Source organism: Pseudomaricurvus albidus (assembly GCF_018863235.1).
GTDB classification, from domain to species: Bacteria; Pseudomonadota; Gammaproteobacteria; order Pseudomonadales; family Cellvibrionaceae; genus Pseudomaricurvus; species Pseudomaricurvus albidus.
Genome location: NZ_JAHKRS010000005.1, coordinates 32,717 through 54,670, shown reverse-complemented (window position 1 = coordinate 54,670; position 21,954 = coordinate 32,717). Strand labels below are relative to the sequence as shown.

At 51.3% G+C, this 21,954-nt stretch carries 19 protein-coding genes; 4 read left to right on the top strand and 15 right to left on the bottom strand.

Features of this window, described 5'->3' with window-relative positions; genetic code table 11:
- Positions 1–13: 13 nt before the first annotated feature.
- The 3 genes from KOI40_RS09960 (at position 14) to KOI40_RS09950 (ending at position 4,697) form a co-directional block, all read left to right on the top strand.
- Entirely contained in the window at positions 14–1,513 is a 1,500-nt protein-coding gene (locus KOI40_RS09960; RefSeq protein ID WP_216097364.1) for a M48 family metalloprotease, read from the top strand.
- A gap of 407 nt (positions 1,514–1,920) precedes the next feature.
- Positions 1,921–3,549 (top strand): long-chain-fatty-acid--CoA ligase, encoded by a 1,629-nt coding sequence (locus KOI40_RS09955; protein ID WP_216097363.1) that lies wholly within the window; start codon positions 1,921–1,923, stop codon positions 3,547–3,549.
- 143 nt (positions 3,550–3,692) lie between these two features.
- On the top strand, positions 3,693–4,697 hold the full coding sequence (locus KOI40_RS09950; RefSeq protein WP_216097362.1) for a phosphotransferase: 1,005 nt from the start codon (positions 3,693–3,695) through the stop codon (positions 4,695–4,697).
- Between the two features lie 18 nt (positions 4,698–4,715).
- Here KOI40_RS09950 and aqpZ read toward each other — a convergent pair whose 3' ends face one another.
- Positions 4,716–5,408, bottom strand: a complete 693-nt coding sequence (aqpZ, locus tag KOI40_RS09945; protein WP_216097361.1) for an aquaporin Z — start codon at positions 5,406–5,408, stop codon at positions 4,716–4,718.
- A 396-nt stretch (positions 5,409–5,804) separates the two neighbouring features.
- Between aqpZ and katG the strand changes: the two genes are divergently transcribed.
- Complete coding sequence (gene katG / locus KOI40_RS09940) at positions 5,805–8,021, top strand: catalase/peroxidase HPI (RefSeq protein WP_216097360.1); 2,217 nt, start codon at positions 5,805–5,807, stop codon at positions 8,019–8,021.
- A gap of 172 nt (positions 8,022–8,193) precedes the next feature.
- Here the strand turns inward: katG and KOI40_RS09935 are convergent, their stop codons facing one another.
- The 14 genes from KOI40_RS09935 to KOI40_RS09870 all read right to left on the bottom strand — a co-directional run bounded on the left by KOI40_RS09935 (position 8,194) and on the right by KOI40_RS09870 (position 21,954).
- Positions 8,194–8,442, bottom strand: a complete 249-nt coding sequence (locus tag KOI40_RS09935) for a GlsB/YeaQ/YmgE family stress response membrane protein (protein WP_216097359.1) — start codon at positions 8,440–8,442, stop codon at positions 8,194–8,196.
- Positions 8,443–8,685: 243 nt separating this feature from the next.
- Positions 8,686–9,171, bottom strand: coding sequence for a LabA-like NYN domain-containing protein (locus tag KOI40_RS09930; protein ID WP_216097358.1), 486 nt, complete (start codon positions 9,169–9,171; stop codon positions 8,686–8,688).
- Positions 9,172–9,208: 37 nt separating this feature from the next.
- The gene (gene sbcB, locus KOI40_RS09925) at positions 9,209–10,630 is read right to left on the bottom strand and encodes an exodeoxyribonuclease I (protein WP_233710175.1); all 1,422 of its coding nucleotides are present in this window, start codon (positions 10,628–10,630) and stop codon (positions 9,209–9,211) included.
- A 205-nt stretch (positions 10,631–10,835) separates the two neighbouring features.
- Entirely contained in the window at positions 10,836–11,333 is a 498-nt protein-coding gene (locus KOI40_RS09920) for an aminoacyl-tRNA deacylase (protein WP_216097357.1), read from the bottom strand.
- Positions 11,334–11,475: 142 nt separating this feature from the next.
- Positions 11,476–13,044: a SulP family inorganic anion transporter gene (locus tag KOI40_RS09915; RefSeq protein ID WP_216097356.1), complete on the bottom strand. Its 1,569-nt coding sequence runs from the start codon at positions 13,042–13,044 to the stop codon at positions 11,476–11,478.
- A gap of 188 nt (positions 13,045–13,232) precedes the next feature.
- Complete coding sequence (locus tag KOI40_RS09910) at positions 13,233–13,757, bottom strand: cyclic nucleotide-binding domain-containing protein (protein WP_216097355.1); 525 nt, start codon at positions 13,755–13,757, stop codon at positions 13,233–13,235.
- Positions 13,758–13,929: 172 nt separating this feature from the next.
- A complete protein-coding gene (gloA, locus tag KOI40_RS09905) occupies positions 13,930–14,313 on the bottom strand; it encodes a lactoylglutathione lyase (RefSeq protein ID WP_216097354.1) in 384 nt (127 codons plus the stop codon).
- Between the two features lie 85 nt (positions 14,314–14,398).
- On the bottom strand, positions 14,399–15,220 hold the full coding sequence (locus KOI40_RS09900) for a sulfite exporter TauE/SafE family protein (RefSeq protein ID WP_233710174.1): 822 nt from the start codon (positions 15,218–15,220) through the stop codon (positions 14,399–14,401).
- Positions 15,221–15,258: 38 nt separating this feature from the next.
- On the bottom strand, positions 15,259–15,624 hold the full coding sequence (gene ccoS, locus KOI40_RS18650; protein ID WP_369413175.1) for a cbb3-type cytochrome oxidase assembly protein CcoS: 366 nt from the start codon (positions 15,622–15,624) through the stop codon (positions 15,259–15,261).
- Positions 15,625–15,716: 92 nt separating this feature from the next.
- A complete protein-coding gene (locus KOI40_RS09890; RefSeq protein ID WP_216097353.1) occupies positions 15,717–18,146 on the bottom strand; it encodes a heavy metal translocating P-type ATPase in 2,430 nt (809 codons plus the stop codon).
- A complete protein-coding gene (locus tag KOI40_RS09885; protein WP_216097352.1) occupies positions 18,143–18,706 on the bottom strand; it encodes a FixH family protein in 564 nt (187 codons plus the stop codon). Before KOI40_RS09885 ends, KOI40_RS09890 begins: the two co-directional genes overlap by 4 nt.
- Before the next feature lie 143 nt (positions 18,707–18,849).
- On the bottom strand, positions 18,850–20,295 hold the full coding sequence (ccoG, locus tag KOI40_RS09880) for a cytochrome c oxidase accessory protein CcoG (protein ID WP_216097351.1): 1,446 nt from the start codon (positions 20,293–20,295) through the stop codon (positions 18,850–18,852).
- 559 nt (positions 20,296–20,854) lie between these two features.
- Positions 20,855–21,754, bottom strand: coding sequence for a cytochrome-c oxidase, cbb3-type subunit III (ccoP, locus tag KOI40_RS09875; RefSeq protein WP_216097350.1), 900 nt, complete (start codon positions 21,752–21,754; stop codon positions 20,855–20,857).
- A 2-nt stretch (positions 21,755–21,756) separates the two neighbouring features.
- Positions 21,757–21,954 (bottom strand): cbb3-type cytochrome oxidase subunit 3, encoded by a 198-nt coding sequence (locus tag KOI40_RS09870; protein WP_216097349.1) that lies wholly within the window; start codon positions 21,952–21,954, stop codon positions 21,757–21,759.

The window sequence follows — 21,954 nt, the reverse complement described above, 5'->3', positions numbered from 1 at the left end:
CAGGGAGCTCTAAATGCACCACCGCATCATCATCCTGATCTTGGCCAGTTTTGCGTTATCCACTCTCGGAGGCTGTGCCGTTAACCCTGCCAGTGGCATGCCCAATCTGGTCTTCATGAGCGAAAGCAAAGAGATCGAGATTGGCAAAGAACTGCACGAGAAGATCCTGGCGTCCACCCCCGTCTATCAGGATGAAAAGCTTCAGGCCTACGTCGAGCGTATCGGTCAGAATCTGGCCCGAAACGGCGACCGCCCCGATTTGAAATACACCTTCACCATCATCGACAGTCCGGACATTAACGCCTTTGCCTTGCCGGGCGGTTATATATACGTCAATCGTGGTCTGATCACCTACCTGGACTCTGAAGCCCAGCTGGCAGCCGTCATGGCCCATGAAATCGGACACGTTACCGCCCGTCACTCTGTCAAACAGGACACCGCACGCAAGGGCTCAAGCGTGGTTACCGTACTCTCGGTACTCACCACCGGCAGCACCGTGATTGGCGATGTCACCGACCTCTGGGGCACCGCCGCAGTCATGGGTTACGGTCGTGACATGGAGCTGGAAGCAGACAGCCTGGGTGCCCAATACCTCTACAACAGTGGTTATAACCCCAACGCCATGCTTGAAGTCATTGGCGTTCTTAAAGATCAGGAGCGTTTTGCCCGTCGCATGGCCCGTGAGACCGGCAAGAAAACCACCACTTATCACGGTGTTTTTTCCACCCACCCTCGTAACGATGAACGCTTGCAGGAAGTCGTCGGCAAAGCCGGTGATCTCTCCAAAGAAAGCAAAGGTGTCGACAATCGTGCAGAATTCCGTGAGGCCACCGAAGGTCTTCTGTATGGCATCAACTACAACCCCAAGACCCTCAAGGCAGCTCAGAACAACACCTACAGCCACAGCAAACTGGGATTCAGTATTGATTTCCCTGAAGGCTGGGAAGCCGAAAACCAGCGTCGACAGATTTTATCCAAAGCCCCTGATGGCCGGGCACAGATGAGCATTCAGGTCGACCTGCTGAGAAACCCCATCGCCCCTGACGTGTATATTCGCGAAAACCTGAAAATACCCACCCTGCAACAATCACAACCTTTTTCACAATTTGGATTGGTTGGGCATACCGGCATACAGCCGGCCAGTAGCAGTAACGCGTATCCGAGCCGCATTGCCGTGCTCTATCAGGGCCGACGGGTTTACATCATTAAAGGGATGGTTCTCAAAGAGGGACAGACTACGACATCAAAAGACGGATCGAATCCAGCCACAAAAACTGATGACGAAGTCTTCCTGGCCAGCATACAGACTTTCCGTCCCTCGCAAACGCCACGACGACTCTCCGGAAAGAGCCAGAAAATACATTACGTGAAAGCCAATGACCAAACGACATTCAAACGCCTTGCGGAAGTTGTACCCTTGGGAAAATACTCCGAGGACCAATTGCGTCTGCTGAATGGCTATTACCCTCGTGGAGAACCAAGCCCCGGTGACTGGATCAAAATTGTGCAATAGCTGAGACATAAGGCCAGCCACGTCTTTCTTCAGCTCGCTCCGGTTGTTAGCAATTCTGATAAAGAGTAATCCCGTGAAAATGACTGGCATCACAAGATGGCATCCAACACCCTTCTAAAACTGCCTTCTGGTCGGTAAATTGCAGGAATAAAACTGCTGGGTGCGCTATTGATCACAGGTGCTGCCCTTGCGTGACCGATGCATCACCTGCGGTCACGAATTGATCTTTTTGCGCCTACCATTTAAACGTTTGTTTGAATATACTGCGACCGAGAGAGAAGGCAGTTGTACTGCCATGAGAAATATATATCTAATAGATACATAACACTTTGTACAAATGACACAGGCTGTGCCAGCAGTCACCCTTCCTGGCTAGCCACTCATTTCTTGACTGCGAGAGAAAGCGAATGCAAAGCACAATGATGAATGCCCCTCTGACAATCACGTCACTCATGTCGTTTGCAGAGAAAGTACACAGTGCGGCCGAAATCGTATCCGTGACCGCCGACAACCCTTGCCATAGCTATACCTATGGCGACGCCTTCAAGCGTGTTCGCCAGCTGGCCAATGCCCTGCAAGGTCTGGGCGCCAAAGAAGGTGATTGTATTGGTACTCTGGCATGGAACGATTATCGTCACCTTGAGCTGTATTACGCTATTTCTTGTTCTGGCATGGTCTGCCACACCATCAACCCGCGTCTTTTTCCGGAACAGTTGGAATTTATCGTTAATCACGCCGAAGACCGCTGGATTTTCCTCGATGTCGCCTTTGTGCCTATTATCGAAAAAATTCAGGATTTGATGCCCAACGTTGAGGCATTTATCGTTCTGACCGATGAAGCCCACATGCCAGAGACCACTCTGCGAAATGCTCTGTGTTATGAAACTCTGATTGCCGACAAACCCGATACTTTTGAATGGCCAGAGCTGGCAGAAAATACTGCTTCAGCCATGTGCTACACCTCCGGCACCACCGGCAACCCCAAAGGCGTGGTTTACGATCACCGTTCAACCATCCTGCACGTTTACGCCAGTGCCTTACCCGACGCCATGGATCTGTCCGCCAGTGAAGTCGTGATGCCCATCGTGCCCATGTTCCACGTCAATGGCTGGGGGCTTGTATACTCCGCCCCAATGGTAGGCGCCAAGATGGTCATGCCTGGCCCCAAAATGGGCGACGGTGAAACACTGTGCAAACTGATTAACGAACACAAAATTACCTCTTCGGCAGGTGTTCCCACAGTCTGGCTGGCACTGCTGCAGTACCTGGAGAAGTCCGGTGAGAAGGTCCCCTCCTTGCAGCGCCTTACCGTAGGTGGCGCAGCCTGCCCTCAAACTATCATTGAACAGTTCAAGAAAAACCACAATGTGGACGTGCAGGCCGCTTGGGGCATGACGGAAATGAGCCCTCTGGGCACCTACAACCGACCTAACCCCAAAGAGCTGGAGCTGCCTGAAGATCAATTCATGGCAAACCGACTCAAACAGGGACGACCTGTCTTCGGTGTCGATATGCGCATCGAAGATGAAGACGGCAACGAGCTGCCCTGGGACGGTAAATCTTCCGGCTCAGTGAAAGTACGCGGTCCCTGGATTACCCAATCCTATTACAAAATGGATAAGGGTGGCGCTGACGCAAACGGCTGGTTTGAAACCGGTGATGTGGCCTGCATGTCACCCGACGGCATGATGCAGATCACTGACCGCACCAAAGACGTGATCAAATCCGGTGGCGAATGGATTTCTTCTATCGACCTGGAAAACTGTGCCGTCAACCACCCGAAAATTGCCGAAGCTGCGGTGATTGGTGTCGCTCACGACAAGTGGACCGAACGTCCTCTGCTGCTGGCGATTATCAAAGAAGGTGAAACCATAACCGAAGCAGAAATGCTGCAATGGTTCGAAGGCAAGGTTGCCAAGTGGTGGATTCCAGCGGATTGTGTCTTTGTCGACTCCCTGCCGCACACGGCCACCGGCAAAATCAGTAAGAAAGACCTGCGCGATGAATATCAGGGCTTTAAGTGGAGCGACGAATAACATCTCCGACTGAAGCGCGATAAGATCTGCTTAAAACAGATACAGGAAAACGCCCTCCGGGGCGTTTTTTTATGGCTGGAATGTTATTGTAGGGTTTTATAAACACCACCACGAAATCTCATCGTTTTTCTGGATAGACAACGTTGGATATACAGTCACATCTGACCCAGCTACTGGGCGCACATCAGGCAGATCCTGTCGAAACTCTGCAAGAACTGTGGAGCGGTTATGGCAGCATTGTACGCTTTCGACTGGACTATTCCTCCAAATTGGCAACCGGCCCCTCCAGTGTGGTTGTGAAAACCATCCAGCCTCCGGAACAGGTCAACCACCCCAGAGGCTGGAACACCCCACTGTCACATCAACGCAAACTGAAATCCTACGAAGTCGAGGCGCACTGGTATCGAGAGTGGGCAAACCTCTGCGAGACCTCCTGTAAAGTGGCTCATTGCTATGGGACCTTCACCGATCATCAACGTCATCTAACCTATATTATTCTGGAAGACCTCGATGCCAGTGGTTACTACCTGAGAGCCGATGATCTATCACCGCAACAGAGCAAAGTCTGCCTCCGCTGGCTGGCAAATTTTCACGCCCGATTTTTAACCCGCGCCCCAACCGAATCCTGGCCGGAAGGATTATGGCCCAAGGGAAGTTACTGGCATCTGGACACCCGGCCTGATGAACTGGATAAAATGACAGACGGAGCGCTCAAACAAAACGCTTTTGTCATCGATCAACGGCTTCACCAATGCCAGTACAAGACACTTGTCCACGGCGATGCAAAGGTTGCCAACTTCTGCTTCAGCGAAGATGGCCAAAAGGTCGCAGCCGTAGATTTTCAGTATGTGGGCGGCGGTTGCGGTATGAAGGATGTGGTGTATTTCCTCGGCAGCTGTCTCACAGAGACAGAGTGTGAGAAATACTGCCCAACATTACTGAACGAGTATTTTCTTGCTCTGCGGGAAGCGGCAGCCAACTCACCGGCAAAAGACCTTAATCTCGATGAGCTGGAATGCGAGTGGCGCGCCCTGTTTCCCTTCGCCTGGGCTGACTTTCAACGTTTTATTCTTGGCTGGTCGCCCAACCACAAAAAGAACAATGACTTCAGTCAGCAACAGACCAGGCTGGCTCTGTCAGCGCTTTGATAGCGTTAAAATTAAGGACTAATCGTCATCAAACCAGCGATACACCAACCCTGCGAGTACGGCGCCAACGATGGGAGCGATCCAGAACAACCACAATTGTGACAGCGCCCAACTTCCCTGAAACACCGCCACACCAGTACTGCGGGCAGGATTCACTGAGGTGTTGGTCACCGGAATACTGATCAAATGAATCAGCGTCAGCGCCAAACCGATGGCAATAGGCGCAAAGCCCTGAGGGGCTCGCTTATCGGTGGCTCCCAAAATGACAATCAGAAACATAAAGGTCATGACCACTTCCGATGTCAATGCAGCCGTTAAACTGTATCCACCAGGAGAGTGCTCACCATAGCCATTGGAAGCAAAACCTGCGGTTACATCGAAACCCGCCTGACCCGTTGCAATCACGTACAAAATGGAGGCCCCCAACAAACCGCCCAACACTTGCGCAAAAATGTACGGCAACAATTCTGCCAGCGGAAACCGTCCCCCCATCCACAAACCAAAGGAGACAGCGGGGTTTAAATGGCAACCGGAGATATGACCGATTGCAAACGCCATGGTTAACACCGTCAAACCAAACGCCAGCGCCACGCCCAGCAGACCAATCCCCACATCGGGGAATGCCGACGCCAACACCGCACTGCCACACCCGCCCAGGACCAACCAGAATGTTCCTATAAACTCCGCACCCAGCTTTTTGGCTAATGTCATGATTCTTTTCCTTTTGTATGCGTCGAATCGTCAAAGTTGATTTGGTTTACCTGAACAATCTCGACGTTGGCATTCAATCCCTGCACAGCCCCGAACTACGATCTACCGACAAACCACCTTTAGACTAGACTACACACCACCATTCGCCAAAAAACGGCAGATAACGCTGAAAAGTGCCGTCAATTGCACATATTTACCTCTCCAAATTAGGTAAAAGTTTAAATCATGCGCCAAACTGTATTGACCGTAATCCACCGTATTAATGAACTAAATTGATTAAAACTTTGTAAACTCATTTATTAAAACTATTGAACAACTCAAAACACACAATTTCAGGTAACGCCTCGACATTGATATAACAGTAATACCTTGAACATAACCCATATGGAGATTGTTATGAGCGGTAGTCAGAACAGCGGCAAGTGCCCGGTAATGCACGGTTCACGTACACAGGTGAGTGACAGAGGTACAGCCAATCAAGACTGGTGGCCAAACCAGCTCAATTTAAAAATCCTTCATCAAAACTCTTCGGCCTGCAACCCAATGGGCGAACGTTTCAATTATGCAGAAGAGTTTAAGAAACTTGATTTCAAAGCCCTGAAGAAAGATCTTTACGATTTAATGACGGATTCGCAGGACTGGTGGCCAGCCGACTACGGCCATTATGGTCCTTTCTTCATCCGTATGGCCTGGCACAGTGCCGGCACCTACCGTATTGGTGATGGTCGTGGCGGCGCAGGCTCTGGCTCCCAGCGTTTTGCTCCACTCAACAGCTGGCCCGACAACGCCAGTCTCGATAAAGCTCGTCGCCTGCTGTGGCCCATCAAGCAAAAATACGGCAACAAGATTTCCTGGGCAGACCTGATGATTCTGACCGGCAATTGCGCGCTGGAATCCATGGGTTTTAAAACTTTCGGCTTCGCCGGTGGACGGGAAGATATCTGGGAACCCGAAGAAGATGTCAACTGGGGCGCCGAAGAAGAATGGCTGGCGACCAGTGACAAACCAAACAGCCGCTATTCTGGTGACCGTGAGCTTGACAATCCTTTGGCTGCCGTTCAGATGGGCCTGATTTACGTGAACCCTGAAGGCCCTGATGGCAACCCGGATCCTCTGGCATCCGCCAGGGACATTCGCGAAACCTTCGCCCGTATGGCCATGGACGATTACGAAACTGCAGCGCTGACCTGTGGTGGTCACACCTTTGGTAAAGCACACGGTGCAGCCGATCCCGACGTTTATGTGGGTCCCGAACCGGAAGCTGCCCCCATTGAAGAAATGGGGCTCGGCTGGAAAAACGATTATGCCAGCGGCAAAGGCAGCGACACCATTACCAGCGGCCTGGAAGGCGCCTGGACGCCGACCCCAACGACCTGGGACATGAGCTATCTGGATGTTTTATTCGGCTATGAATGGGAATTGACCAAGAGTCCGGCCGGTGCCCAACAGTGGCAGCCCAAAAACCTGAAAGACGAGGATATGGCCCCGGATGCGGAAGACCCGTCAAAACGCATGCCGATCATGATGTCGACCGCTGACATGGCCATGCGCGAAGACCCTTCATACCGTAAAATCTGTAAGCATTTCCATGAAAACCCGGAAGAGTTTGCCGATGCATTTGCCCGCGCCTGGTACAAGCTCACTCACAGGGATATGGGTCCAGTGTCCCGCTACCTTGGCCCCGAAGTGCCCTCAGAAGAACTGATCTGGCAAGACCCATTGCCGAAAGTCGATCATGAGCTGATTGATGATCGGGACATCGACTCTCTGAAAAACAAATTACTCGCTTCCGGACTCTCCATCGGCGAGCTGGTGTCTACGGCCTGGGCTTCCGCGTCCACCTTCCGTGGCTCTGATATGCGAGGTGGTGCTAATGGCGCTCGCATTCGTCTGGCTCCGCAAAAAGACTGGGCAGCGAACCAACCGGACCAGCTGGCCAAAGTCCTTAAAGTACTGGAAGGTATTCAATCTGAATTCAATAGTGGGCAATCCAGCAAATCTGTTTCCCTTGCCGACCTGATCATTTTGGGCGGGTGCGCAGCTGTTGAAAAAGCCGCCCTGGATGCCGGGCACAACATCGATGTGCCGTTTATTCCTGGTCGCGTGGATGCCTCCCAAGAGCAAACCGATGTAGATTCCTTTGTTCCTCTTGAGCCAGCGGCGGATGGATTCCGCAACTTCCTTAAAGCCAAGTACAGCGTCTCTGCCGAAGAGTTGTTGGTGGACAAAGCACAACTGCTGACGCTGACGGCTCCGGAGATGACGGTACTGGTCGGGGGGATGCGAGTGTTAAATGCTAACACCGGACAAACCCAACATGGTGTCTTAACCACGTCTCCGGAAACACTCACCAACGACTTCTTTGTGAATATTCTCGACATCAACACCGAGTGGAAAGCCACACAAGATCAGGATGTTTTCGAAGGACGGGATCGTAAAACCGGCGATCTCAAATGGACGGGCAGTCGGGTTGATTTGATTTTCGGATCCAACTCCCAGTTACGGGCGTTGGCGGAAGTTTATGCCCAGGACGATTCCAAAGAGAAGTTTGTTCATGACTTCATTGCCGCCTGGAACAAGGTAATGAATGCAGACCGCTTTGACTTGGTGTGATTGTCACTGGAATGTTCGTGTCTCTTTACCGCACACGAACATTCGAGTGCACCAACCTGATGAAACCGCAAGAAAAAAATTATCCAGAAACAAAAAAAAGCCGCTTGATGCGGCTTTTTTTGTTTTTAGTACTCTTGCGTTACACGTCACACTCAAGCGACTCTTAGATTCGTCATTTCTTGATAAGCCCCACAACAAACAAGAGCACGGCGGCACCCACCGTGGCCGTAATGATCGAGCCAATCAAGCCGCCTGCCGATATGCCTAAAAAACTAAACAGGAAACCACCAATGACGGCTCCGACAATACCAACGACAATGTTTCCCAGCAGACCAAAACCGCCTCCGGCCATCAGATTTCCCGCCAACCAACCTGCCACTGCTCCTATTGCGAGCATGATAATCAACGCTGACACATCCATACTTTCACCTCGTTTTTAGAATTATCAAATCACACAGAGAACGAACAACACGTCCCTATGACAGAGTACCGCCCACATTAAGCGTGACCGTTTCGAACAAACCTGAAGATCAAAGAACCTTGAAAGCCCCTGTCACTCCCTTCTTCAGCCTCAGGACAAAGTATAGTAGAAGGATAAGAGTTTCGCGTTTTGTGCAAAAAGAAGACAGCTTTACCTTAATATGGCAATGACGTTGGACAACCTTCAGCGGGCCAACAAAAGAGGTTCATCAATCGGATAAAAGTTTGTTGCAGAAGCAATCAAGGAGGCGGCTGTCAGGGATTCAACACCATAGACATCGACAGCAACACCAAACTTCGCCTGCAATCGAGCTACCAGCACATCGAAATCACCATCACCAGAAACCAGAATGACGCGATTGACCTGCTCTGCATAATCCAGAGCATCGACTGCAATGCCTACGTCCCAATCCCCTTTGGCAGAACCATCACTGCGTTGAATATAGGGTTTGAGTTTCACCTCAAACCCGATAGCCCGCAGAATATTCTGAAACTGCCTCTGCTGTGTATCGCCCCGGTCAATGGCGTAAGCTATGGCTTTATGGATCTGATAATCCTGACTCACCTGCGCCCAGAAAGCATTGTAGTTAAAATTTTGACCGTACACCTGGCGGGAGGTGTAGTAGATGTTTTGCACATCAACCAGAATCAATACTCTTTCACGACTCATCTACAGTGATTCTCTTATCAACGTCTACCAAAACAATCTACAGCAGATCAGCCGCGTAGGTCTCAAGGTCTGTCAGTAATTGTTGCTGCTGCTCTGTTAACTCCCGTTCCTGCCGAATATTGGCAACTCTCTGGGACAATTCCGACAGCGTAATACCTGCCCCCATCTCCGGGTTCGTCAACCACTCGTGACGCCAATTTTCCCACTCCTGACGCTCGTCTTCTGTCAGAGTTTCAGGGTAGTAGCGCGCGCGATAGCGGAATAACATCGCCGTTAAACGTGCGTCCTCGAAAACAAAATTCTGATTGGCAAACTGTTCAGCAGTGGCGGAGCGAACACGTTCACAAGTCTGTTTGTCAGCGTCTTTCAGAAAACCGCCGTACAGTTGCTGCTCTGGATCGGGTGAGGGCTCAAAATTTGAATTGGCGAACACCTGATGCAATTTGTCTTTTAAATTGACGGTTTTCAACTGATGCCAATGCTGTTCGCACAGAGTCTTATCGATGTTGAGCCGGCTGGCGGCTTTATCATCCAGCAATTTGACGGTTGTCAGAACCGGACATTTATTCAGGTGCACCAGTTTCAGAGGAATACGCTCTTCGCCTTCAGCCAAATCTTCCGTGCGGGTATAGAGTTTTTGGGTGATTTCCTCTGCCGACAAATTGATTAATGCCTGCGGATCGACGGACAAATTGCACACAATGACGGCGTTTTTATTGGTTGGGTGCATGGCCAGTGGTGCAACAATGGCAGCGCAGCCATTTTCCGCCGGAAACATGGAAGAGATATGCAACAGAGGCTTACGATTCACCAGGTCGATCAGCTCGGCCACCTTGCGTTTATTACGCAACTGATAAATATGATCGTACAGGGCTGGTTGCCGCTCTTTAATCAGCTTTGCCACGGCAATGGTCGCATGTACATCCGATAACGCATCGTGGGCAGCCTCATGCCCGATGCCGTTGGCCGCGGTAATGTGCTCCAGTTTAAAACTGGGTTTGCCATCCTCGTGATTAGGCCACTCAATACCCTCGGGGCGCAGGGCTCTCGTCAGGCGTACCATGTCGATAATATCCCAACGCGAATTGCCGTTGCGCCACTCACGTTCATAGGGATCATAAAAATTGCGGTACAGGGTATAGCGAGTCACTTCATCATCGAAGCGCAGAGTATTGTAACCAACCCCGCAAGTGCCCGGCATGGAGAGCTCTGCGTGTATGGCAGCAATGAATTCAGGCTCAGACAGACCTTCAGCCAAAGCCTTTTGTGGAGACAACCCGGTAACCAGGCAGGCTTCAGGCTTGGGCAAAACGTCTCGGGTTGGCTTGCAATAGATAACCAGTGGTGAGCCAATGATATTGAGGTCTTCATCGGTGCGAATGCCGGCGAACTGTGAAGGCCGGTCCTTCGCAGGCACCTCTCCCCAGGTTTCATAATCGTGCCAGTACAGGGTCTTCATCAGTGAACGCCTCCCCAAGCTTCCATTCAAATGAGAAGACAGTGTAACAGGTAAATCTGAAAGCTGACGAGGCTGGCACGACTCGATGCTGCCTGAATGCCATCCCACAGACGACATTCAACACAAAGTGGGAACTGAATCCCCCGGCCACAAGCTCTTACCCATTTCCGCCAAGCAAGAGACGACCAGCTTCACAGACACAGCATTAGTGAATGTACTGATAATACTCCACAGTATCCGGTGTGCAGCTCAAGGTAATCGCACAATCCTGATCCAGCAGGGAGCGAAATTCATCCCCGGCCATGTGAATCAACCGTTTATGATCACCGGCTTCAAAGTAGGCTTCATCCAGCTTGGTCAGGCAGTGATCCCAAAGCACTGGTACATCAAAAGCCTGCCCCAACGCCGGCACAGCACCTGGCTCACAGCCTTTCAGTAAACGCTGGACCTCATTTTCTGTCGCCAGACGGTGCTTGTGCCCGGTTTCCCGATCCACCCAGTTTAAAACCAGCACATGGGAAGCCGGCAGCAGGCACATGATGTAATGATCGCCATTCCAGAGCACCACCGATTTCACCAGACTGGATGGTGAAATATGTGCCGAATGGGCTGTTTGCATGGAAGTGAAAGACTGCGGATGCACCAGTGTATCAAACTTCATCTGGTGCTCAGCCAAATAGGTTTCTGTCGGGAGAAAGTTCATAGCCATACCTCCTCTTTTAGGTAGAGAAAGTATAGTTCGGAGAAGAACAGTCCGGGGAGTTAAGAGCAGAATACTCTAAACCGGAAAAGGTTAAATCATTAGGCTATTAGCCCCCTGAGCGGGGGCCAGCCAAAGGCGGGAATTACCCGCCCAGAACGTCTGTTGCCACGTGGTATTTAGGGTCTTCCAGTACATTGACTTCGCACAGGCTACCGGCTTTTTTCAGCAACTGGCGACACTCGGGGCTCAGATGACGCAAATGCAGAGTAGTGCCATGAGCCTTGTACTTCTCGGCCAGGGTATCCAGAGCCTCAATACCGGAGTGATCACTGATGCGCGAGCGCTTGAACTCGATAACCACATGCTCAGGATCGTTAGGGATATCAAACAATTCCTTGAAGTTGCTGACCGAGCCGAAGAAGATCGGACCGCGCAGATCGTAGATTTTCTGCCCCTTCTCATCAAAGGAGATATCCGCCTGAATATGTTGTGCGTGTTTCCAGGCAAACACCAAAGCAGACACGATCACACCCACAACGACCGCAATCGCCAGATCAAAGAAAACCGTCACGCCGGATACCAGAACAATCACCATCGCATCAGTAAATGGCACCTTGCGCATGATTCGGAATGAGGACCACTCGAAAGTTCCCAGAACCACCATAAACATAATACCCACCAGCGCTGCCAGCGGGATCATTTCAATATACGCTGCGCCAAACAGGATAAATGCCAGCAGAACCAGCGCTGCGGTAATCCCGGACAGACGTCCGCGGCCGCCGGAATTGATGTTAATCATCGACTGGCCGATCATCGCACAACCACCCATACCGCCGAAGAAACCGTTGGTGGTATTGGCAATACCTTGACCGATACATTCGCGATTACCCTGACCACGGGTATCCGTCAGTTCATCAATCAGAGACATCGTCAGCAGGGATTCAATCAGACCAATGGCCGCGATCACGACAGAGAACGGCAGAATAATCATCAGCGTTTCCCAAGTGAAAGGCACCATAGGAATCGCAAAGCTTGGCAGCTCACCCTTCAGCGTCGCATCCGCAGCCTTGTCAGCCGGCAGCATATCGCGAACATAATCAATGACGGTACGCGCCTCCAGATCCAATCCGACAACCACCAGGGTAATCACCACGATGGCCACCAGACCAGAAGGAATGGCGGTGGTCAATTTAGGCAGAAAATGCATGATCATCATGGTGGCAAAAATCAGGATGCCCATGGTGTACAGCATTTCACCCTGCATCCAGGCCATCACGCCATCGCTGGTTTCGATCTTGAACTGACCGAGTTGAGCGAGAAAAATCACAATGGCCAAACCGTTCACAAAGCCCAGCATCACCGGGTGAGGCACCATCCGGATAAACTTGCCCAGTTTGAAGACCCCCGCCAATATCTGGATGACACCGGCAAGTACCACCGCGGCGAACAGGTACTGCACGCCGTGAACAGCCACCAGCGATACCATAACCACTGCAGTAGCGCCGGTTGCACCGGAAATCATTCCCGGACGTCCACCAAAAATCGATGTCAGCAAACCCATCATAAAGGCCGCATAGAGACCCACCATAGGTTCCACACCGGCAACAAAGGCAAAAGCAACCGCTTCGGGTACCAGCGCCAGCGCCACGGTCATACCGGAAAGCATGTCATTCTTGACGTTATTTTGTTCTGAGGTAATTAACTTAAACATTGAAATCTCTTGGCAGAAGAAGCCACATGGGACGGTAAAAAAGGCGGGAATACTAGCAGATCGGCCGAGCTGCTCCAAGCCTTGGCCACTTTTTAATCAATCGTGAAGACACAGTGGCAACAATAAGCCCGGGTACAGACATCTACAGTTGAATTGGCAAAACCCCTGCTCCGGACGTCATGGGCACATCAATATTTAATAATGCCGTCGCCCGCTGCTTGCGGATAACGCACGAGATAGCTGCGCAATTTGAGATTGGTTTTACACAAGCGACGGCAGGACTCGCGGGCAATATTGAGTATCAGCATGGCGAACAACTCTTTGTCGGACTGATACATTTCATCCAATGCTTCACCGGAAAGCACCAGCAGATCGGTCTTTTCCATCGCGATGGTGGTGGCTGAATGCGGCTGAATGCCTATCACCGAGGTTTCCCCAAAACAGGTGCCCGGTTCAAGCTCGGCCTTCAACATTGGTTGCCCGGCTACATCAAACACCAGATCGACCTTGCCGGTCTCAATGATGTAGATGTAGGAGGCGCTGTCACCTTCCCTGAAGATGGTTTCGCCGGCCTGGTAATGCACCAGTTTCAGGCGTTTAAAGATTTGATACAGCTGGGACTCCGTCAAACCGCCAAAGATGGATATTTTATCCAGTATCGGCAGTACTTTTTCCACTTCCAGAAGCGGCTCTCTGGCGACATGCTCTGACATCAGGCTTCTCCCTGGTGAGGAAACCTCCCAATAAGGTTTCTCTGCACCGTCCAGTCCTTGCCTTGTAACATGAATTGGGACTGCACCCCGACGTGCCGGCACAGCCCGTTCCTGTATAAACTTTAGACAATAGTTTTCTGGTTTGCTGCTTTTATTCTCTGGCGTGGATAGATTACTTGGCTCCTAGCAGCTCAATTTTATAGCCGTCAGGATCTTCAACAAACGCCAGTACAGTGCTGCCGTGCTTCATAGGACCCGCTTCGCGAACAACCTTGCCGCCACCGGCCCGAATGCGCTCGCAAGCCTCGTAGACATCGTCCACTTCGATGGCAATATGACCGTAAGCATTACCCAGATCGTAGCTGTCAGTATCCCAGTTATGGGTCAGCTCCAATACGGTATTTTCCGACTCTTTCCCGTACCCGAGAAATGCCAGCGTGAACTTGCCATCGGGGTGATCGCTCTGACGCAGCAGATCCATCCCCATGATATTGGTGTAAAAATCGATGGATTCTTTCAGATTACCGACACGAAGCATGGTGTGTAGCAAACGCATGGGGGTTCTCCTGTATTGATTTCAGAAATTCAAATGTGGGGATTCAGACCAAAAAATTCAAATGGATCGTTATAAAAATAAAGTTTCAATGATGACTGTGTGAATCATCTCCCGAAGGCGGCATTGAATCATCCATCGGTGCCTGATGACTGTCATGATCCATCATGTTTGATTCAGAGCCTGATTCGACATGCCCATTATGGCTCTCATGCTGGGAGTGTAAACTGTGCTGTACCGTGCCCCACAGTGTCCAGATTCCAAATACCATGATCAGTATAGCCATGGTGGTACGCAGCCCTTTTTTCTGCATGACCGCCTTGATACGTTCCGCGAAGACACCGCTGGCCAGAACCGCCGGCAAAGTTCCCAGACCAAACATCAGCATCACACCTGCAGCACCGGCCACCGAAGCCTGAGACAAAGCATAAGCGAGAGCGGTGTACACAAGACCACAGGGCAGCCAACCCCACAGCGCACCCAACAACAGAGCTGAACCACTGTTTTTAACCGGCATCAAACTGTTGCCCAGGGGCTGGATACGTTTCCACAGCACACCACCGACTTTTTCCAGATAGGTCAGCCCGCGCCACCAATTTGCCAGATACAGACCCATGGCAATCAATAGCAAACCCGCGATGACACGTAACACACTAAGGCCTTGGCCTGTTGAAATCTGATATCCCAACACACCAGCCATGGCACCAATCAGTGTATAGCTGCCCACTCTTCCCATATTGTAGGACAGTAAGATACGCCAGCGCCGCGCTGGTTCGGTGGCAGGAACGGAAAAACTCAGAGCAGCCATAATGCCACCGCACATGCCAATGCAGTGACCACCACCCAGAAAACCAATGATAAAAGCCGAAATATAAGGAAGTATGTCAGGTGATGATAGATAAGCTAGCAAGATATAAACCCGGTAAAGATAGGAAAAGAGCGTGAGGGTCAGTCTTTTTCAGACGTTGCCCCGGACTTGGACTCACCGGCATCACTCTTTGACTTACTCAGGGAAGACTTGTCCGAAGCCTTGGGCTCGTCGTCAAAGAGAATTCTGCGCCCCTCTGTATCCAGATCGTCATACTGACCGTTGTTAACAGCCCAATACAACACTCTGACAGCGAGAACCAGAAAGATGATGGCGATCGGGACAAGAAGATAAAGGCTTTCCACTGAATTTCCTATAGGACAAATTGTCGCAGACGCTATTCTCTCGCGTCTGCCACCCAGCGTCCAGTAGGTAACCTCTTCATTGAGCTGGCTGCCTGGATGTTGCCCCCCCAGCGGTGAATCGGGGGATTTTGGCTCTCCCACACAACTGAAGTTGTTGAGGTGGGGATTACCCCCCCAATTCAGGATCCCAGGAAATCATCGCGTCAGTCACTCTCAAATGCAAATGAATTTTATTAACTGGATTTTCGACGACTGATACGCAGGGCATTCCCGACCACCACCAGAGAGCTGGCCGACATACCGATTGCCGCAGCCCAGGGAGGAACAAGACCGGCAGCGGCCAAGGGCAAAGCAGTGACGTTGTAACACAGAGCCCAGAACAGGTTCTGACGAATTACACGCCGAGTAAGGATAGCGCACTCAAAAGCCCTTTCAAGGGCCATCAGATCACTGCCGAGCAGAACGCTGTCAGCGCGAGTCTGTGCCAGATCAGTCGCGCCACCCATTGCGACAGATACAAAAGCACCACTGAGCACCGGCACATCATTGATCCCGTCACCGACCATCAGGACTTTTTCACCCTGCTCCTGCAATTGCTGGATATACGCCAATTTCTGATCGGGGTTTTGTCTGGCCTGCCAATGGCTAAAGCCCAGTTCGTTCGCCACCCGTCCCACTTCGGACTCACCATCCCCACTGAGCAACTCAACCGATAAACCCCGCGACTGCAAAGCCGCAATCATGGGTTGTGCACTGTCGCGCAAGCGGTCCTGCAGTCGAATCCAGGCGAGAGGATCCCCTTCTCTACCCAGTAACAACCACTGCCCTTCAACTTCCGGCAACACCAGGTCGCCACACACAAAGTCAGGTTTGCCGAGGGCATATTGTTCCCCGGCGATCTTGCCTGACACCCCTTCGCCGGTGATCTGACGCACTCCAGTAGCCGTAACGCCCGAGTCCGAATATGGCTTGAAGGCCTGGGCGATCGGGTGGGTAGAGCCGGTTTCCAGTGCGGCACACACATTCAGATAATGCTGTTTCTGCTGATCCGTCAGCGGGGCATCGCTTTCGGTCTGACCACTGACACTCCGAATTTCTACCACCTGTGGAGCCCCCATGGTGAGGGTTCCGGTTTTATCAAAAATCACTCGCTGAACTTTAGGCAATCCTTCCAGTACGTGTCCGCGAGTAATCAACAGGCCATGCTGACGCAGCCAGGATACTGCCGCAGTGAGAGCTGTCGGTGACGCCAAAGAAAGCGCACAGGGACAGGTCACAACCAAGACCGATAAAGTGACCCAAAAAGCATGACTGGCATCAATCTGCCACCAGATCAGGGCCACCAGCGCTGACACCACCAAAACGGCTGCCACAAAATAGCCAGCCAACTTATCCGCCAGCGCCACCTGAGTGGGCTTATCCTGTTGCGCTTGCTCAACCAGGCGCTCAATAGCCGACAATCGGGTATTTTGCCCGGTCGCTGTCACTTCGATTTGTAAGGCACTGTCGGTATTCAGGGTACCGGCGATCACCAGATCTCCGACGTTTTTTTCCACCGCATCCGGCTCACCAGTAAGCAGGGTCTCCACCACACTGCTGTGACCATCCAGAACACGCCCGTCACAGGGAACACTGGTACCGCTGGCCACCAGAACACGGTCCCCTGCACGAATTTGTTTCAGGGGAACAGCCAGCCACTCTCCGTCTTCAGACCTTCGGGTAGCCGTCGCCGGCAGAAGCTGGGCCAAACGGTCGGTATCAATACCGTTGCGATGTCGTGCCCGCATCTCAAGGTATCGACCCCACAACAGAAAGAAGGTAAACATCGATACCGAATCAAAATAGACTTCTCCACCGCCAAAGACGGTCGCCCAGCAGCTGGCGATATAAGCACCGCCAATGGCCAGAGACACCGGCACATCCATCGTCAGATGACGAGTCAGCAGTGAACGTTTGGCAGCAGCAAAGAAAGGTTTGGCACTGAAAAAGACCACGGGTGTGGTAATCAGCAGGCTCAACCAGCGCAAATAGACCTGCCAACCGGCATCGGCACCACTGTAGAGAGCGACAGCAACCATACCTACCTGCATCATGCCAAAACCGGCAATCGCCAGGCGCATCAGGGCGGTGCGATTTTCTTTTTCTCTGAGCTGTTGATGCTGATCTTGCGTGGCTGGAATGGGGTGATAACCGATGTGAGCCAACTCAGACATGATTTCGCTGAGCTGTAACTGGGCAGCATCCCAACTCACCAAACAGCGATGCGTGGTGGCGTTCACCCTAACGGACTTCACACCCGCCAGCTTGCCCAAATGATGTTCGATCAACCAGACACAAGCCGCGCAGCTGATGCCCTCCAAAAGAAGCTGGGCCTGTTTTACAGAATCGGAGGCTGCTTTATCCCCAGAGGAATAGACGAATTCCTGCTGCACGTCGGGCAGGTCATAGACCGCGAAATTAACGCTCTGCTCATTGGGACGGGGGTTGTTATCGGTACGATACCGGTAGAAATTTTGCAGGCCGCCATCCACAATTGCAGACGCCACAGCCTGACACCCCAAACAACAGAAGCGTCTGGGCTGCCCATCAATATCCAGGGACAGGTGTGTATGGGGCGGAACATCCAGCCCACAGTGGAAACAACCCTGATCCACTGAACTCACTCATCGCCACCAAATGTCATGCTGGAGCCTTTTGCCAGATCCAGCTCACCAATCACACGCCAGTCTTCCAGCTCTGGTGCGGCAGCTCCCAGTTCAGCAGTCTTCACCGGAACAGAGGTCAATCGCACATACCAGCGATCAATCAGGCGGCGATCCAACTCCCCCTGATAACGACCGGGAATGACCTCATGCAACACCAGAGAGGTATCGTAATCGGCCTCCATGGGGTGATCGAAATAGAGTTCCAGCTTTGCGGGCAAAGTGTAGTCCGGACTGGTGCTGGAGATAGTAAGAATCACATCCCCCACCTCCTGATCCACCCGCAAGGTTCCTGACAGCCCCAACTCCCGTGCATGCCGGTCTTGATCAACCCGCTGATTAATCATGCGGCCTTCTTTGTAGTAATTATCCAATACCGTATCGTCAGCACCTTTGACGATGATCGTCAGAAAAGGCACCCAGATGGCCATAATAATCAACAGCGGCGCAAAGACAAACCAGGCCCAGAACTGCTTGTACCAGGGGCCTTCGTCTTTACCATTGAGGTTTTTATCAGTCATAACACTTGTTTCTGTCACTATCAGTACGTTATCCGGAGCTTCGCAGCGATCCGGCGGGGCGCCATTCTAGCACTGACAACCCCACCCTGACGATTTCCGAACCGAACTTTACGTTTCACTCACAATGACTTCGGCCGCAGACATTACTCCTCAACATGTGGCCCGATAAAACTGGTCTTTTCACGGGCAGTGATGGTTTTATCACCCTTGGCCGTAACAATGATGTAAATGGTATTTTTGGAGGATTCGAGCTGGTCTTTCGGCACAGAAACCCTCACCGGCATAGTAAAGATCTCACCCTCTTCCAGCTGCATAGCCCGATAACCGCGGATTCGGAAGTCTGCATCGCCTTCCACCGCAATGTCATAACTGTGCGCATGACGATCCATGTTATTGATCTTTACGGTATAGACATTTTGCACCTGATCGCCGGACAAGCGGTACATGCGTGCGCCACGATCACGAATCACATCCACAGAAACCGGCTCTCGGGTCTCAACGGTATACACAAAAGTGGATATCATAACGATGACCGCAGCCACATAACCGAACAGACGTGGACGTAAAAACTTCGTCTTGCCATGTTCCAGCTCGTCTTCAGAGGTGTAACGAATCAAGCCGCGCTCGTAACCCATCTTGTCCATTACCTGATTACAGGCATCGACACACAGACCACAGTTGATACAGTCATACTGCAAACCATCGCGGATATCGATATCCACCGGACAAACCTGCACACACCAGGAGCAATCGATACAGTCTCCCTTGCCGGCGGCTTTATAGTCCTCGTTGGGTTTGCGCGGCCCACGGCTTTCGCCACGAGCTTTATCGTAATGTACCGCCAATGTGTCCGTGTCGTACATCACTGACTGGAAGCGAGCATAAGGACACATGTACTTGCACACCTGCTCACGCAACCAGCCAGCATTCATATACGTCATAAAGGTAAAAAACAACGTCCAGAATGCTGCTACGGGACTTACGGAGAAAGTGACGAAACCGGAATCGGCAATAGAGGGCCAAAAGCCAATCAGCAACTCCCGTATCGGCGTAAAATATCCAACAAAGGTGGCCCCGGTAATAAAGGCAATGAGTATCCACAAAAAGTGTTTACTGCCTTTGCGAAGCACCTTTTCCAGACTCCAGGCCTGCTTGTCGAGCTTCATCATTTTATTGCGATCGCCTTCGCAAAAATGTTCGGCCCATATAAACATCAAGGTCCACACGGTTTGCGGACAAGTGAAACCGCACCAGACCCGCCCCACCAGAACCGTTACGGTGAACAAGGTAAATGCGGCAATGATCAGCAACCAGGCCAATAACATGCCGTCCTGAGGCCAGAAGGTCATCCACAGAATATGGAATTTACGGGCAGGCAAATCAAACAACATGGCCGGGCGATCATCGATTACCAGCCACGGCATGAGCAGAAAGCCCACAATTAAAGGCAAGCCGGTATAACGGCGAATATTTTGATAAAAACCGGAAATCTTACGGGTATAGATACGCCCGTCAGACTCATACAGTTTACGGTAACGAACCTCTTCACTACCTGCCTGTTCTTCTACGGTGGGGATCTTCTCGCCCATTCTCTGCGTCTCCTTAGATATCACAAAGGGATATCACGATGAAGGATGCTCAAGGCAATCCCCATCATCCTCAGACTCTCCGGCCTTTTCATGAGGTGGCTAATAATCACAATTGCGGTTCAATGAACTCACGTCAGAACAACCTGACGACTTTAAACCCTGCCCTTTCATTAACTACGGTTTAACACACCCAGCATAGCACTGCCTGTTAACGGCTTTCTTAATCAGGATCAAAAACCCGTTGTTCAAGCAGTTACTTCTGTCGAGATAGCGGTTGTTCCAAGTTCACCATAATGTCATTCAAAAAATGCATGCAGCAAAGACGGAAGAGTAACCGTAACAAAAGTGGCGCCAGCTTAATGCAGATTAACAATCCATCAAAATGCGAAAATACATTTTGACTTAACAGTAAAAACGTTTATCAACTAGAGAACCCCGCAAAGCGTTTCATTCAGCCAAAGCATCATCAAGACTGCTCAAAAGCCCAGCTTGAAACAGCTGACACACAAACAAAAAAGCCCCGATAACGGGGCTTTTAGGTCGTCAGTGCAACAGCGGATTACTCCACGTCTTGAGACAGGCTGTAGACGTATGCGGCCAACAAGTGAATTTTGTCTTCACGCAGCTTGTCTTTCTGCGCCGGCATGACATTGGAGCGACCATTACGGATAGAGTGACGGATACCCTGCGGCGTCCCTTCATACAACCAAATGTTGTCGGTCAGGTTAGGCGCGCCCAAATCGTGGCTACCCTTGCCGTCAGCTCCATGACAAGCGACACAGTTTTGTGCAAATACTTTTTGACCGGTTGCTGCCAGAGCCGCATCGTGCTCCTGACCAGACAGCTGCAGAACATATTCTGCCGCCGCTTTCACATTGGCCTCACCGATAACTGGTCCCCATGGGGGCATATTACCGTTACGCCCGTCAGTGATGGACTTCTGAATGGTCGCAGGATCACCACCATACAGCCAATCCTTGTCAGTCAGATTCGGGAAGCCGTAGTTACCGCCACCATCAGCACCGTGACAAACGGCACAGTTGTTAGCAAACAAGCGCACACCCATTTTCAAAGCGCGAGGATCTTGAGCAACCTCTTCGATTGGCATGGTTGTGTACTGTGAAAAGCTTTCTCCGTAAGCAGCCTGAGCCTTTTCCTGCTCACGCTCCAGCTGATTGACCGAAGTCCAACCCAAAACACCCTTCCAGTTACCCATACCCGGGTATGCGATCAGGTAAACAATGGTAAAAATAAAAGTACCGATGAACAGGTAGAACCACCATTTTGGCAGAGGGTTATCGTATTCCTCAATACCATCGTAAACGTGGCCAGTGGTTGCGTTCTCGGGTTCTGCGTCATCACTGACAGCAACCTTGCGGTTCGCCATCAACACCCAGAACAGCAGCACCAAGTTAACAGTGGTCAGTACGATGATCCACAAACTCCAGAAAGTACTCATAATCAATCCTGTTTTTTCTTGTCATCCCCGGAAGCGTCTTTGGAGCTTCCGAGGTTGTTGATCTCATCATCACTGAACGGCAGATTCGCAGCGTCATCGAACTGCTTTTTGCGGCTGGGGGAAAACGCCCACCAGCAGACTCCGATAAAGGCAATAAATACCAGAACGGTCGACAAGCTGCGGAAATCATTAATATCCAT

Excerpts from the sequence above, each read along its gene's own strand:
- gloA (WP_216097354.1), bottom strand. The coding sequence starts at position 14,313 with ATGCGTTTGCTACACACCATGCTTCGTGTCGGTAATCTGAAAGAATCC.
- KOI40_RS09870 (WP_216097349.1), bottom strand. The coding sequence starts at position 21,954 with ATGGATATTAATGATTTCCGCAGCTTGTCGACCGTTCTGGTATTTATT.
- KOI40_RS09910 (WP_216097355.1), bottom strand. The coding sequence starts at position 13,757 with ATGTCAGAGCATGTCGCCAGAGAGCCGCTTCTGGAAGTGGAAAAAGTA.
- KOI40_RS09935 (WP_216097359.1), bottom strand. The coding sequence starts at position 8,442 with ATGGATGTGTCAGCGTTGATTATCATGCTCGCAATAGGAGCAGTGGCA.
- katG (WP_216097360.1), top strand. The coding sequence starts at position 5,805 with ATGAGCGGTAGTCAGAACAGCGGCAAGTGCCCGGTAATGCACGGTTCA.
- KOI40_RS09960 (WP_216097364.1), top strand. The coding sequence starts at position 14 with ATGCACCACCGCATCATCATCCTGATCTTGGCCAGTTTTGCGTTATCC.
- KOI40_RS09915 (WP_216097356.1), bottom strand. The coding sequence starts at position 13,044 with ATGTTTAAGTTAATTACCTCAGAACAAAATAACGTCAAGAATGACATG.
- KOI40_RS09930 (WP_216097358.1), bottom strand. The coding sequence starts at position 9,171 with ATGAGTCGTGAAAGAGTATTGATTCTGGTTGATGTGCAAAACATCTAC.
- KOI40_RS09955 (WP_216097363.1), top strand. The coding sequence starts at position 1,921 with ATGCAAAGCACAATGATGAATGCCCCTCTGACAATCACGTCACTCATG.
- KOI40_RS09885 (WP_216097352.1), bottom strand. The coding sequence starts at position 18,706 with ATGACTGATAAAAACCTCAATGGTAAAGACGAAGGCCCCTGGTACAAG.
- ccoP (WP_216097350.1), bottom strand. The coding sequence starts at position 21,754 with ATGAGTACTTTCTGGAGTTTGTGGATCATCGTACTGACCACTGTTAAC.
- ccoG (WP_216097351.1), bottom strand. The coding sequence starts at position 20,295 with ATGGGCGAGAAGATCCCCACCGTAGAAGAACAGGCAGGTAGTGAAGAG.
- KOI40_RS09920 (WP_216097357.1), bottom strand. The coding sequence starts at position 11,333 with ATGAACTTTCTCCCGACAGAAACCTATTTGGCTGAGCACCAGATGAAG.
- aqpZ (WP_216097361.1), bottom strand. The coding sequence starts at position 5,408 with ATGACATTAGCCAAAAAGCTGGGTGCGGAGTTTATAGGAACATTCTGG.
- sbcB (WP_233710175.1), bottom strand. The coding sequence starts at position 10,630 with ATGAAGACCCTGTACTGGCACGATTATGAAACCTGGGGAGAGGTGCCT.